Source organism: Agrobacterium sp. 22-3639C2 (assembly GCF_053522105.1).
Genome location: NZ_JBNWDB010000004.1, coordinates 116552 through 133175, shown reverse-complemented (window position 1 = coordinate 133175; position 16624 = coordinate 116552). Strand labels below are relative to the sequence as shown.

The window sequence follows — 16624 nt, the reverse complement described above, 5'->3', positions numbered from 1 at the left end:
CTTCAGATGGTTGCCAGTTCCATGACCGAGACGTCGTTGGCCTCGTCGCGATTGAGGATTCCGGCCTGTTTTCCCTGTGCAAGAACGAGGATACGGTTTGAAACGCCCAGCACCTCTTCGAGATCGGAACTGACGACGATGACGGCAACGCCGCTTTTGGCCAGACCGACGATAATATCGTAAATGCCAGCCCGCGCGCCGACATCGATGCCGCGCGTCGGCTCGTCCAGCACAACCACGCGCGGGTTACGTGCAAGCCATTTGGCGATGACGACCTTCTGCTGGTTGCCGCCGGAGAGATCCGAGGCAGGCTGTTCGCTGCGGCCCTTCACGCCGAATTTGGCAATTGCCTCCTTCGTAAAAGCACGCTTGATGCTAGGCGTTATCCAGCCGGTGCCGACACGGTCGAGATTGGCGTAGATCAGGTTCTCACCGATCTCATGCCCGACAACCAGCCCCTGAAGCTTGCGGTCTTCCGGCACCATGACGATGCCCTTCGCAATCGCATCCGCCGGGCTTTTCAGCGTCAGCACCTGTCCATCGAGCAAAACCTCGCCCGCACTGGTCGGATCGGCACCGGAAATGGCACGCACCAGTTCGGTGCGCCCCGCGCCGATCAGCCCGGCAATTCCAAGAATTTCGCCTGCACGGACGCCGAAACTGATGTCGCGGAAAGAATTGCCCGTGCCAGTCAGCCCCTTGACCTCCAGCACCGTTTTTTCCTGCGGTTCGGGCAGCGCCGGGAACAGGCGTTCCAGCGACCGGCCGACCATGCTTTCGACGATGGTGCGCACAGGTGTCGCGCTGTCTTCAAATTCATGCACCCGCTCACCGTCGCGCAGCACGACGATGCGGTCGGTGATCTGCCTGATCTCTTCCATGCGGTGGGAAATATAGATGATGCCCACGCCCTCTGCGCGCAGCTTGCGAACCTGCTCGAACAGGGCCTGGGTTTCCGCACCGCCAAGGGCCGCCGTCGGCTCGTCGAGGATCAGGAGCTTGGCATCGAGCGCCAGCGCCTTGGCGATTTCGATCAGCTGCTGGTTCGCGGTCGAAAGGCCCGCCACCTTGCGGGTTGCGGGAATATGTAGATTGAGACGCGCCAGCTGCTGCTGCGCCCTTCGCACCATTTCGGCGCGGTCGACGATGCCGTTCTTCATCGGCCAGCGGCCGATAAAGACGTTTTCGGCGATGGAAAGCTCCGGCAGAAGCTTCAGCTCCTGATGGATGAGTACAATGCCCTTGTCTATCGCCTCACGCGGCGAAGCGGGCGTATAGGGCTGGCCAAGCCAGGTCATCTTTCCTTCTGACGGCTCGCGGGAACCGGCGATGATGCCTGACAGGGTGGACTTGCCCGCCCCGTTTTCACCCAGCAACGCCACGACTTCACCCGGATAGACGTCGAGATCGACGCTTTTCAGAACCTCGAGCGGGCCGTAACGTTTGCTGATGCCACGGAGCGAAAGAACCGGCTCGCGCATGACGGGACCTCCTGGGAAACACGCGTGGCAGCGATGCGCCACGGCTTAGCGTCCGAATTGCCTGAAAACGAACAGATGACGCCCCCGCGCATCCGGCTGGAGTGCGCGGGGGCGGATGCATCAGGGGTGGTTGGCAATGAAGCCGTCGACGTTTTCCTTCGTCGTCAGCGTCGCCTCAGAGAGTTGCACGGCCGGAACCTTCTCGCCGCCGACGATCTTGACGGCCATCTCCACAGCCGTGCGGCCCATCTTCTGGGTCTGCTGCGTCGCTGTCACGTCAAAGACGCCGTTCTTCAGCGCCTCAAGCGCTGCCGTGTCGCCATCGAAGCCGCCAACGACGATCTTCTGCGAGGGATTGGCGACCTTGATCGCCTGTGCCGCGCCGAGCGCCAGACCGTCTGCCTGGGCAAAGACGATGGAAACGTCCGGATTGGCCTGCAGCATGTTCTGCATGATCTGGAAGCCTTCATCCTGGCTCCACATGTTGGACCACTGTTCGGCCACGATCTTCACGCCGGAATTGGCCTTGACCGATTCCATGCAGCCCTTGGTGCGGTCGACTTCCGGTGTCGTGCCCTTCTGGCCATGAATGATGACCATCTTGCCCGAGCCGCCTGCCTGCTTGATGATGTAGTCGCAGACCGACTTGGCGGAAGCGACGGAATCGGTGGCGAGGAAGGTATCGCCCGGTGCGCCGTCGGCATTGCGGTCGATGTTGATGACGGGCACACCGGCCGCCTTGGCAAGCTTGACCGGAACAGTCGCCGCAGCGGCACCAGCCGGAATATAGATCAGCGCGTCGATGTTCTGCGTCAGGAGATCCTGGATCTGGTTGACCTGCGTCGGACCGTCGCCCTTGGCATCGACGGTGACAACGGTGATGCCGCGCGTCTTGGCTTCGGCTTCGACGGCCTGCTTGATCTGGTTGAAGAAGTTCGCCTGAAGATTGGCAACGGCAAGGCCGATCTTCTTGACTTCGGCGGCGTTGGCCGAACCGAGCGACAGGGCGAGAAGGGCGGCGGATGTCAGCAGAATGCGTGAAAATTTCATGATTATTCCTCCATTTGTTGATTTTTGACCTTCGGGCAGATCAAACCTCCTCCCCTTCGGCCGCTTTTCACGCCTCCCATACCGGGAGGGTCGTCTATTGCGCGGACGGCTCATCGCCCTCCGCAGGCAAATTCAGCTTCTGCGCCGGCGCAATGTTTCAGCGCCCACGGCCAGCACGATAACCACACCGATGATGACCTGTTGCAGAAAGGGAGAAACATTGAGCAGGTTGAGGCCGTTGCGCAGCACACCGATGATGAGCACGCCGATCAGCGTTCCGCCGATGCCGCCGGCACCGCCCGAAAGCGAGGTCCCGCCGATGACGACAGCCGCAATCGTATCCAGCTCGTAGCCAAAACCGCTGGAGGGCTGCACCGAGTCGAGACGGGCTGCAAGAACGATACCCGCAAGACCGGCAAGAACCGCACAGGCAACATAGACGCAGATCGTCACCAGGGCGACGTTGATGCCGGCAAGTCGCGCCACTTCCGGGTTGCCGCCAACCGCATAGACGGTGCGGCCTTCGGAGCGGAAGCGCAGGAAAAGAAACGATACCAGAACAACGACCAGCATCAGCAGCACGGTCGCCGTCAGCACGCCGAAATGGCGGTCGATGGCCAGCATCATGAACCAGTCAGGAAAACCGACGATCTGCTGACCGTCCGTGATCATATTGGCAAGGCCGCGCGCCACCGACATCATTGCAAGCGTCGCGATGAAGGCCGGAACCCGGAAGGCGGTGACGAGAACGCCGACGACAAGGCCGCAGGCTGCGGATGCGATGAGCGCCAGCATGATGGCCATGCCCATGGGCATGCCCGCGACATTGGCTGTCCAGCCCATGATCATCATAGACAGCGCCAGCACCGAACCGACGGACAGATCGATGCCGCCGAGCAGAATGACGAAGGTCATGCCAACGGCCATGATGCCGAGCACGGTGATCTGGTCGAGGATGTTGAGACCGTTTCGAAGCGACAGAAAATTTTCGCTGGTGAAGGTCAGGAAGACACACAGCAGCAGCAGGCCCAAAAGAGGTCCGGTCGCACCGCTTAGCCAGGCAAGCGGGCTTCTGTTGTGCGTAACCCCCTCATTGCGTTCAAGCACGGACATGGCTCCTCCAAGTGGCTATCTTGCATTTTTTAAACCGATTAGAATAATTATTCATACTCGGTGAAACATGCATAAGCCAGTTGAGAGAAACTTGTCAATAGGCTTGGAGGGCGGGACGGGCCTTGCGGGTGATGGGATGGCTTCATACCTGCGCCTCTCATCCCGTTCCGGTGCGCATCGCGGGAATCCAGCGCAAGCGCGCCTACGTGGCAAGGAGAGCCCTTTCAGCCAAAGGACTTAGGCTGAGCAGGTTCCTTTTACGGACCGAGGAATGAGGCGGGGAGGCGCGCTTCATCATTGGTGAAAATGAAGCGGCAGAAATAATCGGCACGGATTGAAACAGGACAATTCACAATTCCGGCTTGACAGAAACGCCACGTCTGCAATTATATAAATAGCTGTATAAATATTCACACGCATGTTTTGAAGAGGATCCCATGCAGCCCACAGAGCTAGAGCGCATTGCGCGCCAGATTCGCCTTCGCGACGTCCAGGCTGTTTTCGAAGCGGGTGCCGGCCATATCGGCGGAGAAATGTCGGCGATCGACATCATGACCGCCCTTTATTTCCGCGTATTGCGCATCTGGCCGGACGAGCCGAAGAACCCTGCCCGCGACCGTTTCGTGCTGTCGAAAGGCCACACCGCCTGCGCGCTTTATGTGACGCTCGCCAAACGTGGCTTTATCCCGGAAGAGGAAATCTCGACCTTCCTGCAACCCAATTCCCGCCTCAATGGCCACCCCAACTGTAACAAGGTACCGGGGGTCGAGACCAATACCGGCCCGCTTGGCCACGGGCTTCCAGTTGCCGTCGGAATGGCCAAGGCGGCCAAGCTTTCGGGAGCGGATTACCATACCTATGTCATGACCGGTGATGGCGAGATGCAGGAGGGCTCCAACTGGGAAGCCATCATGTCCGCCGCGCAGTTCGAGCTTAACAATCTGACGCTTATCATCGACCATAACCGTTTCCAGCAGGGTGCTGCGATCTCGGAAACCAACGACGTCGCGCCGCTTCGCCCGAAGCTTGAAGCATTCGGCTGGGAGGTGAGCGAAATCAACGGCAACGCGATGGAAGAGATCGTCCCGGCGCTCGAACATCGCGGCAAGCGCCCGCATTGCATCGTTGCGCACACCAATAAGGGTCACGGCATTTCATTCATGCAGGACCGCGTCGACTGGCACCACAAGGTTCCAAGCAAGGAACAATACGAAATTGCCGTCAAAGAACTTTCGGAGGCATTGTAATGAACGCGCCCGTAACCGCCGCCAAACTCTATGATTGCCGCGACGCCTTCGCCGAAACGCTGGAAGCGCTGGCCGCTGCAAACGACAGGGTCGTGGCCGTATGCAACGATTCAGTCGGCTCCTCGAAGCTCGGCGGCTTCAAGTCGAAATTCCCCGAGCGCCTCGTCAATGTCGGCATTGCCGAACAGAACATGGTGGGCGTCGGCGCCGGCCTTGCCAATGGCGGCCAGCTTCCCTTCGTCTGCGGCGCATCTTGTTTTCTGACCGGTCGCGCGCTGGAACAGATCAAGGCAGACCTCGCCTATTCCAACGCCAATGTGAAGCTCATCGGCATCTCCTCGGGCATGGCCTATGGCGAACTGGGTCCGACGCATCACTCGATCGAGGATTTCGCCTGGACCCGCGTTCTGCCGAACCTGCCGGTGATTGCCCCGTGCGACCGCATCGAAACGGCCGCCGCCGTCAAATGGGCTGCGGACTATGCCGGCCCCTGCTTCCTTCGCCTGTCGCGCGTCGGCGTGCCCGACCTTCTGCCTGACGGCCACGTCTTTGAACTCGGCCGCGCCAACCTGCTGCGCGAAGGCTCCGACATAACGCTGATCGCCAATGGCACGCTCACACACCGCATCGTCAAGGCCGCCGATATTCTGGCCGGCCGTGGCATCAATGCGCGTGTGCTTAACATGGCGACCGTGCGCCCGATCGACGAGGCGGCCATCATTGCCGCAGCGAAGGAAACCGGCGCAATCCTGACGGCTGAAGAACATTCGATCTTCGGCGGTCTCGGCTCTGCCATCGCCGAAGTTGTTGTCGATCATGCCCCCGTGCCGATGAAGCGCCTCGGCGTTCCGGGCGTCTTTGCCCATACCGGCTCGGCAGAATGGCTGCTCGATGAGTTTGGCATGGCACCCGCGGCCATCGCGGAGGCTGCAGCTGCGCTGCTCAAGAGAAAGTAAGTCTCCTCCCAGGGTCGTCGCGTGTCTTCGGATGCGCGGCGACACCCTTTGCAATATCGTCGTTTAATCACCGCAAGGCTGAAACGAAAAAACTGCCGACGAAAGAACTCAAGTGATGCGCGCCATTCTGTCCATCGATCAGGGCACCACCAATTCCAAGGCCATTCTCGTTTCTGAAACAGGAGAATTGCTGGCGCGCGGTTCATCGCCGGTCGGCATCACCTATCCGCAGCCCGGCTGGGTGGAGCAGGATCCGAACCGTATCTGGGCCTCGGTGCGCGAAGCGATTTCCGCCTGCCTGTCTTCGGCGCCCTCTGCCGTCAGCATTGAAGCCATCGCCATTTCCAACCAGCGCGAATCGGTGACGATCTGGGACGGCGAAACAGGCGAGCCGCTTGGCCCGGTCTTGAGCTGGCAATGCCGTCGCACCGCGCAGGAATGCACCGATCTCATCAGCAAGGGCCATTCCGAACGTGTCATGGCGCTGACCGGCCTGCCTATTGACCCGATGTTTCCCGGCGCCAAGATGCGCTGGCTGTTGGAGCGTGCGCCGAAGGGCCGCAGCCTTCGCCTCGGCACCATCGATAGCTGGCTGATCCACTGCCTGACCGGCGGCAAGGTGCATGCCTGCGACGCCTCCAACGCGGCCCGAAGCCAGGTGCTCGATCTCAACCGGCAGGTGTGGAGCGAAGAGCTTTGTGACCTTTTTGGCATCGACATCAGCGCCCTGCCCGACCCGCGCGACAGCAGCGGCGACTTCGGCGTGACATCAGGTGTTCCCGGCATCGCGGACGGAACGCCTATTCTGGCTGCCGTCGGCGACAGCCACGCCGCCCTCTTCGGCCACGGCGCCTTCAATCCCGGTGACGGCAAGGTGACGTTCGGCACCGGCTCATCGGTGATGACGACCCTGCCGCATTTCATCGCGCCAGAGCGCGGCATCACGACGACAGTTGCCTGGAGGCTTCACGGCAAGCCGACTTTCGCGTTCGAGGGCAATATTCTTGTGTCTGCCGCCTCCCTGCCGTGGATGACGGACATTCTCGGCCTGCCAGATGTCGCATCTCTTGTGGAGCTTGCCGCGACCGCTGAACCAGATGGCCCCGGTTTCGTCCCGGCCTTTGTCGGCCTTGGCGCGCCCTATTGGGATTCCAATTGCCGCGCGCTATTTTCGCAGATCAATTTCAGCACAAGTCGCGCGCAGATGGCCCGCGCCGTTACCGATTCCATCGCCTTTCAGGTTTATGACGTCTTCTCGACCATGAGCGCGCAGTCGCCCTCCGGCTTCGGACAGCTGTTCGTGGATGGGGGACCGAGCCAGAACCGTTTCCTCATGCAATGCGTCGCCGACATGCTGGACCACCCCGTCATCCAGCGTGACGCGCCGGAAGCCTCCGCGCTTGGCGCGGCCTATCTTGCCGGCCTCGCCCTCGGTCTATGGAGCGATCTCGACGCCATCGCCGCGCTCAACAGTCACGGCAACGCCATCGCGCCTTCGTCCGGTGACGGCAGGCAACGGCTTGCCGTCTGGCGCGACGCGATTGCGCGCTCGACGTTACCTGTGACGTCGGGTAAGGGTGAATAAAAATTCACCCTGGAGGGCTTATGGGCAGGATCAACGAACTTCGGATGATATCCCGCGTGGCGCAGATGTATTTTAGCGAGCACAGGCGGCAGGCGGAGATTGCCGAACATCTCAATCTTTCGCAGGCCACCGTCTCGCGCATGCTGAAGCGTGCCGAAACGGAAGGTATCGTGCGCACCAGCATCATTCCGCCGCCCGGTACCTATAGCGATCTTGAAGCACAGCTTCGCGAACGCTTCGATCTGCCGGAAGCCATTGTCGTCGATTGCAGCGAGGATCGCGACGGCGCGATCATGGCCCGCATCGGCGAGGCTGCCGCGCATTTTCTCGAGGTGACGCTGTCGCAAAACGAGATCATCGGCGTTTCCAGCTGGAGCCAGACGATCTTCAAGATGGTGGAAAACATCCATCCGCTGAAGGGCGCCAAAGCGCGTTACATCGTCCAGACGCTGGGCGGCATGGGCGATCCTTCCGTGCAGACGCACGCGACCCAGATCACCACCCGGCTGGCGCGGCTGACGGAGGCCGAACCGAAATTGCTGCCGGTCCCCGGCGTCGCCACCTCTCGAGAGGCGAAGCTTTTAATGCTGGCCGATCCCTTCGTGCGCGAAACCATCGATCTTTTCGGTTCGATCACGCTCGCCATCGTCGGTGTCGGTGCCGTCGAGCCATCGGAGCTTCTTGCACGTTCCGGCAATATCTTTTCCGCCAAGGAGCTTGCCGATCTCGCACAGGCGGGCGCCGTGGGCGATATTTCGCTCAGGTTCTTCGACAAGGACGGCAAGCCCGTCAAGACACCGCTCGATGACCGGGTCATAGGCCTTCCGCTGGAGAACCTCTCCAATGTCGACCGCGTCATTGCACTCGCCGGCGGCTCGAAAAAAACCGAGGCGATCGCCGGTGCGCTCAGAACCGGCGTGATCGATGTCCTTGTCACCGACAAATTCACCGCCGAACGACTGGTCGGCACAGAAACATAGCCGTTATCCCATAAGGAGGAGACATGAGGCGCTTTGAAGGTCAATCCGTATTCGTGACTGGAGGCAACAAGGGCATCGGTTACGGCATCGCCCGCCGTTTTGCCGAGGAAGGCGCGAAAGTCGCCATCGCCTCTGTCGACAAGGACACCAATGACGCCGCCAAAAAGCTGGCGGACGAAACCGGCTCAGTCACCTATGGCGTGATCCTCGATGTGCGGGATGCGGCGGCGGTGCGCGAGGCCTATGGCGCAGCCGAAGAGGCAATCGGTCCCCTTTCCATCTCGGTCCAGAACGCCGGCGTCATCACCATCTCCAAGATCGAGGAGCTGACGCAGGAACAGTGGGATTTCAACCTCGATGTCAACACCAAGGGCGCGTTCCTGTGCTGCCAGGAGGCGATCCGCCGCTTCCGCGCAAGTGGCACCAAGGGCCGCCTGGTTAACACCGCCTCCGGCCAGGCCCGTCAGGGATTTATTTATACCCCCCACTACGCCGCTTCAAAATTCGGCGTCGTCGGCCTCACGCAAAGTCTGGCAAAGGAACTGGCGCCCGAAGGCATCACCGTCAACGCCATTTGCCCCGGCATCATCCACACCGAAATGTGGGATTATAACGACCGAGTCTGGGGCCAGATGCTCGGTGACTACAAGCCCGGCGAACTCATGGCCGAATGGGTGCGCAACATTCCAATGCGCCGCGCAGGAACACCAGCCGAAGTGGCAGCCTTGGTGGCGTTTCTCGCCTCCGAGGATGCGGCCTACATCACCGGCCAGACAATTAATGTCGATGGCGGGCTGATCATGTCGTAGCACTCAACCAATCGATGACGGCATCTGCGTTCTTCTCTGGCGGATGGACCGGGTAAAAGACATGCTTGATAACGCCCGTTTCGATAACCAGCGTGAGCCTCTTGAGCAGTGTCAGGCCTCCAGCCTGGAAAGTTGGAAGGCGAAGGGCTGACACCAGAAGGAGTGAATGATCGGAAAGCAGAGGAAACGGCAGGTGAAGCCGCTCTGCTGCCTCTCGCTGATACTCCGTGGTCTGCGTAGAAAGGCCAAACAGACGCGTTGCTCCCAATGCCTTCAGTTCAGCGAAATGATCACGAAAGGCACAGGACTGTGGTGTACATCCCCTCGCGCCGGGTATTGCGTCCCATCCGTCAATCGCCTTTCCTCCGGGCGGGCTTGTCCGGGGGTAAGCATAGACCACGGTTAACCCCGGCTCACGCAGATCGACGGTCGTGCCATCCGTCGCAGCCAAACCAATGCCAGGCAACTCCATCCCGGGTAAATGCCTGGCTGCTCCGTCGTCACGTGGGGTAACTAATTGCTCATCCCCGCCGGGTTCAATCATTGCCACCTCGTCGCTCTTCCTGTCTGTCGACGTTGCGAAGTTAGCCGATTTTCATACTACCGCAATGTCTTGTGCGCAGGTGCAAAGCTGCCGTAGCGATACGCGTCTTCAGCCTTGATGGAATACGAACGCCACGCCTTCATTCGATTTGGCAAAGTCACCGATTGCCAAGTCTCTGGCCAATAGAAATGGCGGCAGCCGATAAAACGGAAACTAATTTTCCCGCTGAACCTTGCCTGTGTCGATACCGAATCCGCACTCTCGCAATGCCTGAACGACTTGAACAGAACCGAACCATTGATCGTACTACTGTAGAGCTATCGCCTTCAAAGCTATCATCTACGCCAGCAGGGTGCCTGCCAGTCGAACGACGAATATAATCGTCCGCTGGAGGTTCAGATCGACCACGCTGATATTGCCGAAGGGGCAATGTGTGGCAAAGCGCACGGTAAGCTTGCAATCGCACGGATGATGCCGGTCAGGATGAGAGATCTCCGTGCGATTGGGAAGACACAGGCCAACTGCCAATCAATACATGCTTTGTGCGGCGCTATGCAAATTGCAGCAGCGTGGTCATATTGCGATCGAAATACAGGAGAGGAGAGCGACCCTTGTTGCCCTTCGCGAAATGAACGTTACACACAAAAATCGTGTGCGTTCCCGATTGAAGCACCTCGTGAACTGAACAGCTGAAATGCGCGCATGCGCCTTCGAGCAAGGGCTGCCCCAGTTCGTCCGATGTCCATTCTCCCAGTTCGAAGCGCTTCTCTGGCGGCACTTTTCCACCAAATGCCGCAGCGATTTCACTATGCTCGTTCGAAAGGAGGTTTAGGCTTAGCCGCCCATTGTCTAGAATGGCCGCGTGCGCCGATGCCTTGGTATTCACGCAGACCAGTAGCCTTGGCGGCTCCTGGCAGACCGAGCAAGCTGCGGTGACGGTCAGGCCTGCACGTCCTGCGCTGCCGTCTGTTGTCACAACCTGCACCGCAGCTGCCATCATCGCCATGGCATCTTTGAAACTCAGTGCATCCGCTCGCGTTAGAGTATTTACCAACATTTTTTCATCCATGGATTAGGGACAAACGAGGACCCGGACAAAGCCGGGTCCGTGATGCCTTACTCGGCAGCGTCGAGGGACTGCCCGCTAAATGCGCTTCGATAGGAAGCGCCAGGATGATTTTCAGGGAGAAGCGATCCCCGCCCGAAAAGCTTTTCGCGGAGCGTTCCTTCCGCATATTCGCTTTGCGCAAGCCCGCGTTGTTGAAGTACCGGCGTGACGTGATCGATAAAATCGACGAACGTATCAGGGTGAAGTTGGCATATCATGTTAATGCCATCGACACCGGCATCCTGCCACTGCTCCAATTCATCCGCGATGGATTCGGGAGTTCCCACGATACGGCAATTGTAGGAGAGCGCGTTTGCCAGATCCTTGACAGTAGCCTTCTCGCCCTCGGGCTTGCCCATCTCAATCATACGGGCATAACCCTGCAATCCATCCAGACCCGACTCGTCAATCGGCTTGTCAGGCTCCATGTGTGAAAGATCGACTCCCATGTCGCGGCTGACATGTGCGGCCAGACCCTCATAGCTGACCCATTCGTCAATTTCCCTCGCCTTGCGTTCTGCTTCCTCCATCGTGCTGCCGACAACGAAGGACAGTCCCTGGATGAACTTGAGATCGTCAGGGCCCCGACCTGCCTGGCTGGCCACTTGCTTGGTGCCGGCGATGCCGATACGGGCTCCGTTCACATTTGGATAGAGCACGAATGTCCCTTCGGCATGCTGCGCCGCAAACTTGCTTCCGCGCTTCGAGGCGCCTGCCTGATATAACATCGGCGTGCGCTGTGGCGAGGGGCTGACTAGATGCGGCCCCTGCACCCTGTAGCGCTCACCCTGATGGTTGATGCGGTGCACCTTGGTGTGGTCGCTGAAGACGCCGCTTTCGCGGTCCGCAATCATTGCATCTGCGTCCCAGGAGCCCTCCCAGAGCTTATAAAGCACGTCCATATATTCATCCGCCCAGTCATAGCGCTGATCGTGGGGAACGATCTTGTCGAAACCGAAATTCCGTGCTGCGTTGTCGGTCACGCTCGTGACGATGTTCCAGCCGATGCGGCCGCCGCTGATGTGATCGAGGGTCGATGCCTTCTTGGCAAACGCAAATGGGTGTTCGGAAAGAAGAGAACTCGTAAAGACAAGCCCCAGATCCGTCGTCACGCCCGCCAAAGCAGCGCAGAGAGTAAAGGTGTCGTTGCAAGGCATGTGAAGGCCTTGCTGGAAGTATGCATCCCACTTCCCGTCATAGGCGGGATCGATGCCCAGGATATCGGCAAAGAAGATGGCGTCGAATCTACCCTGCTCCAGCTTCTTGACGAGGTTGGCCCATGTTGCGAAATCGTTGAAATTGGCCAGCTCATTTTTCGGATGCCGCCACGTCCCGTGGTAGATGTGCGAAGGGACGTTCATGGTAAAGCAATTGAATATCAGACGCTTGCGCATAGCTTCTCCTGTTTGTTGTCTTTGTTCCCGGAAACAAGCCTATGCCGCAACGCAACATGCGTCTTGGCTCACAGTGAACAGTTTCTGTGCGCAAAGTGACACTGGCCATAAAGGCATTCATCATCTTCATGCCCGAAGACTGCGGAATGACCCCGGTTCGGGTCGATCGTGCCAGCAGACGAAGATTGCTTGGCATGTTTTTTGCGTCATCATTGCGAAAATGGTCGCTGACGGAGGCGCTGGAAATGACTGTCTGGAACGCAACCGAATTGCCGCAGAAGGACCGTTTCCCTTTCTGGAAAGAGGTGCTCTGCCAGGAATACGTCGCTTTGAACTCGACAACAGAAGGCCATGCCCCGTTTTTCGGCCACGTTCGTGCCAAGCTGCTAAACTCGATCAACGTCACGACAATTTCGTCGAGCAGGCAAAAAATTCATCGCCGCAGGCAGGAAATCAGCCGAATGCCCGAACAGGTGTACTTCCTCAATCTACAAGTGGAAGGTCACTGCCGGATGATGCAGAACGGCAGGGAAGCGCTCTTGCAGCACGGTGATTTCTCGATCGTCGATTCGACCGAGCCATATATCAACGATTACTGCAGCGACAGTTGGACCCAGCATTCGTTCCGCATTCCCAAGGCAATTCTGCAGCCTCTTCTGAAGCAACCCGACAGACTGATGGCCACTAAAATAAGCAGCAGTGATCCACTCGCGGGTCTTGCGACCGACTATCTGTCATCGATTGCGATGAATGCCGAGCATCTCGACGCCGTCGCGTCCTTATCCATCACCAACCATCTGGTGGAATTGGTTGCGCTGGTTCTCGGCGTATCCGATCGCGAGCGAGACCGAGCGAGGGGGACATTGCGCAATCAGCTCGCTTTTTCCCTGATCAACTACATCACTTCGCATGCGGCAGACCCGGCACTGACACCGGCGAAGGCAGCCGAACATTTCCGCATTTCGGTTCGCTATGTTCACCGACTGCTGGAAGACAGCGGCGAGACATTCAGCCAGTTTTTACTTCGGCAAAGGTTGCAAAAATGCGCGGACGATCTGCGTACCAAAAGTGGCAGCTCTATTGGAGAGATTGCTTTCCGATGGGGATTCAATGACCTCTCGCATTTCAGCCGATCGTTTCGGAACCAGTTCGGTGTCGCGCCACGCGAATATCGAGTGCAGTAGTGCAAAGCAAGCAGCACCCGTTTGACGTAGACGGGTTCGTGGACGGTGGATAGCGACGGACTTACATGGCAAGCGACTTGTCTTAACCCTCGACAGGATCAAAACCATCAAATCCTCAGTTGAGTTGTAATGAATGTGTAAATTTTCTAATCTGGCGACGACCTGCTCTTCGGAATTGCCGGCTTGAACAGGCCGTCTTGGCAGCTTTGCGCCAAGAGGCGGACATCCGTCGAAGCCTTCAGGATGATCCGCGCCGTGACCTTATAGCCATTCGTAAGTCTCCCAGCGTTTGTCGCGATGGGCGCGGTGGCGGCGAACGGCTGCCATCCGCAGGTTCAGACTATCAAAAAACTAAACAGTGAGCTCTCTTCGGACGATCTCAGCTCCTGCGCTCAAGGAATTCAGCTTGTCTCTTGCCACACGACGAGACAGGGGGGCCATGCCGCAATTGGTGCAGGGGCAAAGTTTATCTGCGTCGACAAACTTAAGCGCCTTGCGCAGCGTTGCAGCGACTTCCTCCGGGGTTTCGATGGTATTGCTTGCCACATCGATGGCCCCGACCATGACTTTCTTACCTCGAACAAGTTCCAGAAGATCCATTGGGACATGAGAATTGTGGCATTCGAGGGAGATCATACCGATGCCGGATTTCTGCAGCTTGGGGAGAGTTTCCTCATACTGCCGCCATTCTGACCCGAGTGTCTTTTTCCAATCCGTATTGGCCTTTATGCCGTAACCGTAGCAGATATGGACGGCGGTCTCGCACTTCAGCCCTTCAATTGCCTTGTCCAAAGTGGCAACACCCCAGTCATTCACATCGTCAAAGAAAACGTTGAAGGCAGGTTCGTCGAACTGGATGATATCGACGCCGGCAGCCTCCAATTCCTTTGCTTCCTCGTTGAGTATCCCGGCAAATTCCCAGGCAAGCTTTTCACGGCTCTTATAATGGCCGTCAAAGAGAGTATCGATCATCGTCATCGGACCCGGCAACGCCCATTTGATGGGTTGTTTGGTCTGCTGGCGCAAAAACTTGGCGTCTTCGACGAACACGGACTTCTGGCGAGACACGGCGCCGACGACTGTCGGGACACTCGCATCGTAGCGATCGCGAATTCTGACTGTCTCGCGTTTTGCAAAATCGACCCCGTCGAGGTGGTCGATGAAAGTCGTGACGAAATGTTGGCGTGTTTGCTCGCCATCACTGACGATGTCGATGCCGGCCTGTCGCTGATCGTCCAGTGAAAGGCGCAGGGCATCTCTCTTGCCTTCCAGTAATTCCTCGCCCTCCAGCTTCCAGGGCGACCACAGTTTTTCGGGCTGCGCAAGCCAGGAGGGTTTCGGCAGGCTGCCAGCAGTCGATGTGGGGAGAAGTTTCTTCACGGTGGGACCTCTTCTAAGTGATGCTCAGGCGGGGCGGTGAGCAAACAATTGCTCAAGGACGGCGCGGTATGGCTTAATGAAGTGTTTTTCGGTGAACTTACCCTGATCCACCGCCAAGCGATTTCGTTCGTCGCGATCGTAAATGACCCGGGTCAGCGAATAGTCCTGGTGCTTCAGGTTGGGCTGGTAAAATGTCCCGGCTGCTGCGTTCGCATTGTAGATTTCGGGGCGATAAATTCTCTGAAACGTTTCCATCGTGCTGATGACGCCGATTAGCTCAATATTGGAGTAGTCGCCCAGCAAGTCCCCAACAAAGTAGAACGCCAACGGCGCAACGCTGCCTGCAGGCATGAAGTAGCGAACCTGCAATCCCATTTTCCCGAAATACTGGTCGGTGGACGAGAACCCATTCTGCCGGTATTCGACGCCCATGACGGGGTGATGATTTTCGGTCCGGTAATAGGTCTTGCTGGTCGAGGCGCTGATGCAAATGACCGGCGGCTTGCGAAAGTACGAGCGGTAGGCATCCGACCGCAGAAAAGACTTGAACAGGTTTCCATGCAGGTCGCCGAAGTCGGCCGGAATGCTGAGGGCAGGAACGCTCTTGTTATGCTCCGGCAGCACAATGCTGAAGTCGTAGTCTCGCACATAGGAGGAGAAGTTATTCCCCACAATGCCGTCGATACGTTCACTGGTTTTGTGATCGATGATCGTCGTCTTCAGTATCTCGATGAGGGGAAATTTTTCACCTGCGACATCGAAGCTCATGTCGACCGAAATGATCTCCAACTCGACCGAGTATCGGTCCGATTTGGGATTATCCCAGTGCGCGAGGGCGTTGAAGCGGCTGTCGATCATGCGCATGACATTGCGCAGGTTTTCCTGCCGCTTTTCGCCCCTGGCCAGATTGGCGAAATTGGTGGTGATGCGCGTATTTTCTGAAGGACGATAGTCCTCATCGAAGGGTACGCTCGTGATCGTAAAAATGCAGGTCTGAGACATGTTGTGCCCCTATAAAGTTGGGGGCATGGGTCTGCGGACGCATAGCAAGACAGGCCGCGACAATGCAGCCTTTGCTACGGCACACTGGGACACCCCGCCCGTGGACGTTACTTCACCAAAGGCAGGTCTCCTGGCTCACGGATCATCACTTCCGTCCGTCTTCCCGGGGTAAACCAGTGACATATTGGACTTCAGCTCGCCGCTTACAGTTGCGGGGGCAGCGTCGGCTTTTCCGCATGACACGGAGCACCGACTTCCCTCTTAGCCCCGGCACGTTGCGTGCAACGACTGGGGAACCTTAGGCGTGACGACCATATTGTAAGCCACGTCATCGGTCAACATCATATAACGATATCTTTATGTCCTTAAGTCTACGTTTCCATTGTCGGTTCCGACCGAGTAGGTTGCATTCGGCGTTGTCAGGCGATTCTCACATACGCGGACCTGACCGTGGCAAACGTCTCGCTCCACGCAGTTGAAAGGATCAGACCACACCACGAATAGTTCCTAGCGCGGGAGCAGCCTGGTGATACCGTCTAGGCGCCCAGAGCGCGTTCCGCCAGACTTAGTCGCTCCAGAAGAGCCAGTACGTCGATCGACGGTTCAGGAGGCAATTGGGGCAGCTAGAAGGCGCGCATGATTTCGCCTGCCACAGGCGTTTCATTGAAGCGGCCTCGCCGGAGGTTGGGATGCTATCCGAACATGCCCTACTGTGCCGGCGCAGCGCTAATAAAGGAATCGGCGTTTGAATTAAATAGCGAATGAGCGAAGGCAAGCACCCTTAAATTGCG

At 58.1% G+C, this 16624-nt stretch carries 14 protein-coding genes, 1 pseudogene and 1 riboswitch; of the genes and pseudogenes, 6 read left to right on the top strand and 9 right to left on the bottom strand.

Going from position 1 to position 16624, the window contains the following annotated elements; genetic code table 11:
* Positions 1-2: 2 nt before the first annotated feature.
* From ACQZ6D_RS17955 to ACQZ6D_RS17945, 3 genes are all read right to left on the bottom strand, one after another.
* Entirely contained in the window at positions 3-1481 is a 1479-nt protein-coding gene (locus ACQZ6D_RS17955) for a sugar ABC transporter ATP-binding protein (protein ID WP_448730351.1), read from the bottom strand.
* A gap of 120 nt (positions 1482-1601) precedes the next feature.
* Positions 1602-2531: a sugar ABC transporter substrate-binding protein gene (locus ACQZ6D_RS17950; RefSeq protein WP_003517083.1), complete on the bottom strand. Its 930-nt coding sequence runs from the start codon at positions 2529-2531 to the stop codon at positions 1602-1604.
* A gap of 132 nt (positions 2532-2663) precedes the next feature.
* The gene (locus tag ACQZ6D_RS17945) at positions 2664-3644 is read right to left on the bottom strand and encodes an ABC transporter permease (RefSeq protein WP_111802428.1); all 981 of its coding nucleotides are present in this window, start codon (positions 3642-3644) and stop codon (positions 2664-2666) included.
* A 437-nt stretch (positions 3645-4081) separates the two neighbouring features.
* On the opposite strand from ACQZ6D_RS17945, the gene ACQZ6D_RS17940 reads away from it, so the two are divergent.
* From ACQZ6D_RS17940 to ACQZ6D_RS17920, 5 genes are all read left to right on the top strand, one after another.
* Positions 4082-4891 (top strand): transketolase, encoded by an 810-nt coding sequence (locus ACQZ6D_RS17940; protein WP_065662773.1) that lies wholly within the window; start codon positions 4082-4084, stop codon positions 4889-4891.
* Positions 4891-5847, top strand: a complete 957-nt coding sequence (locus ACQZ6D_RS17935; protein ID WP_448730352.1) for a transketolase family protein — start codon at positions 4891-4893, stop codon at positions 5845-5847. Before ACQZ6D_RS17940 ends, ACQZ6D_RS17935 begins: the two co-directional genes overlap by 1 nt.
* A gap of 115 nt (positions 5848-5962) precedes the next feature.
* On the top strand, positions 5963-7432 hold the full coding sequence (locus ACQZ6D_RS17930) for an FGGY family carbohydrate kinase (protein ID WP_448730353.1): 1470 nt from the start codon (positions 5963-5965) through the stop codon (positions 7430-7432).
* Between the two features lie 20 nt (positions 7433-7452).
* The gene (locus ACQZ6D_RS17925; RefSeq protein ID WP_013637520.1) at positions 7453-8412 is read left to right on the top strand and encodes a sugar-binding transcriptional regulator; all 960 of its coding nucleotides are present in this window, start codon (positions 7453-7455) and stop codon (positions 8410-8412) included.
* A 23-nt stretch (positions 8413-8435) separates the two neighbouring features.
* Positions 8436-9221, top strand: coding sequence for an SDR family oxidoreductase (locus ACQZ6D_RS17920; RefSeq protein WP_448730354.1), 786 nt, complete (start codon positions 8436-8438; stop codon positions 9219-9221).
* On the opposite strand, the gene ACQZ6D_RS17915 is transcribed toward ACQZ6D_RS17920, so the two are convergent.
* From ACQZ6D_RS17915 to ACQZ6D_RS17905, 3 genes are all read right to left on the bottom strand, one after another.
* Positions 9211-9765 (bottom strand): peroxiredoxin, encoded by a 555-nt coding sequence (locus ACQZ6D_RS17915; protein ID WP_448730355.1) that lies wholly within the window; start codon positions 9763-9765, stop codon positions 9211-9213. The two genes, ACQZ6D_RS17920 and ACQZ6D_RS17915, sit on opposite strands and share 11 nt — an antisense overlap.
* A gap of 550 nt (positions 9766-10315) precedes the next feature.
* Positions 10316-10822: a flavin reductase family protein gene (locus tag ACQZ6D_RS17910; RefSeq protein WP_112391797.1), complete on the bottom strand. Its 507-nt coding sequence runs from the start codon at positions 10820-10822 to the stop codon at positions 10316-10318.
* A gap of 59 nt (positions 10823-10881) precedes the next feature.
* Positions 10882-12267 carry an LLM class flavin-dependent oxidoreductase gene (locus tag ACQZ6D_RS17905; protein ID WP_065662768.1) on the bottom strand — a complete coding sequence of 462 codons (1386 nt, stop codon included), beginning with the start codon at positions 12265-12267 and terminating at the stop codon, positions 10882-10884.
* Between the two features lie 86 nt (positions 12268-12353).
* On the opposite strand from ACQZ6D_RS17905, the gene ACQZ6D_RS17900 reads away from it, so the two are divergent.
* The gene (locus ACQZ6D_RS17900; protein WP_272434434.1) at positions 12354-13451 is read left to right on the top strand and encodes a helix-turn-helix domain-containing protein; all 1098 of its coding nucleotides are present in this window, start codon (positions 12354-12356) and stop codon (positions 13449-13451) included.
* A gap of 351 nt (positions 13452-13802) precedes the next feature.
* Here the strand turns inward: ACQZ6D_RS17900 and ACQZ6D_RS17895 are convergent, their stop codons facing one another.
* From ACQZ6D_RS17895 to ACQZ6D_RS17885, 3 genes and pseudogenes are all read right to left on the bottom strand, one after another.
* Positions 13803-14831 (bottom strand): methionine synthase, encoded by a 1029-nt coding sequence (locus tag ACQZ6D_RS17895; protein ID WP_173995371.1) that lies wholly within the window; start codon positions 14829-14831, stop codon positions 13803-13805.
* Positions 14832-14855: 24 nt separating this feature from the next.
* On the bottom strand, positions 14856-15833 hold the full coding sequence (locus ACQZ6D_RS17890) for a DUF1852 domain-containing protein (RefSeq protein WP_173995370.1): 978 nt from the start codon (positions 15831-15833) through the stop codon (positions 14856-14858).
* Positions 15834-15936: 103 nt separating this feature from the next.
* Positions 15937-16149, bottom strand: a riboswitch (cobalamin riboswitch).
* A gap of 194 nt (positions 16150-16343) precedes the next feature.
* A pseudogene (locus tag ACQZ6D_RS17885) lies at positions 16344-16486 on the bottom strand (Fic family protein); the annotation flags it as partial.
* Positions 16487-16624 lie beyond the last annotated feature (138 nt).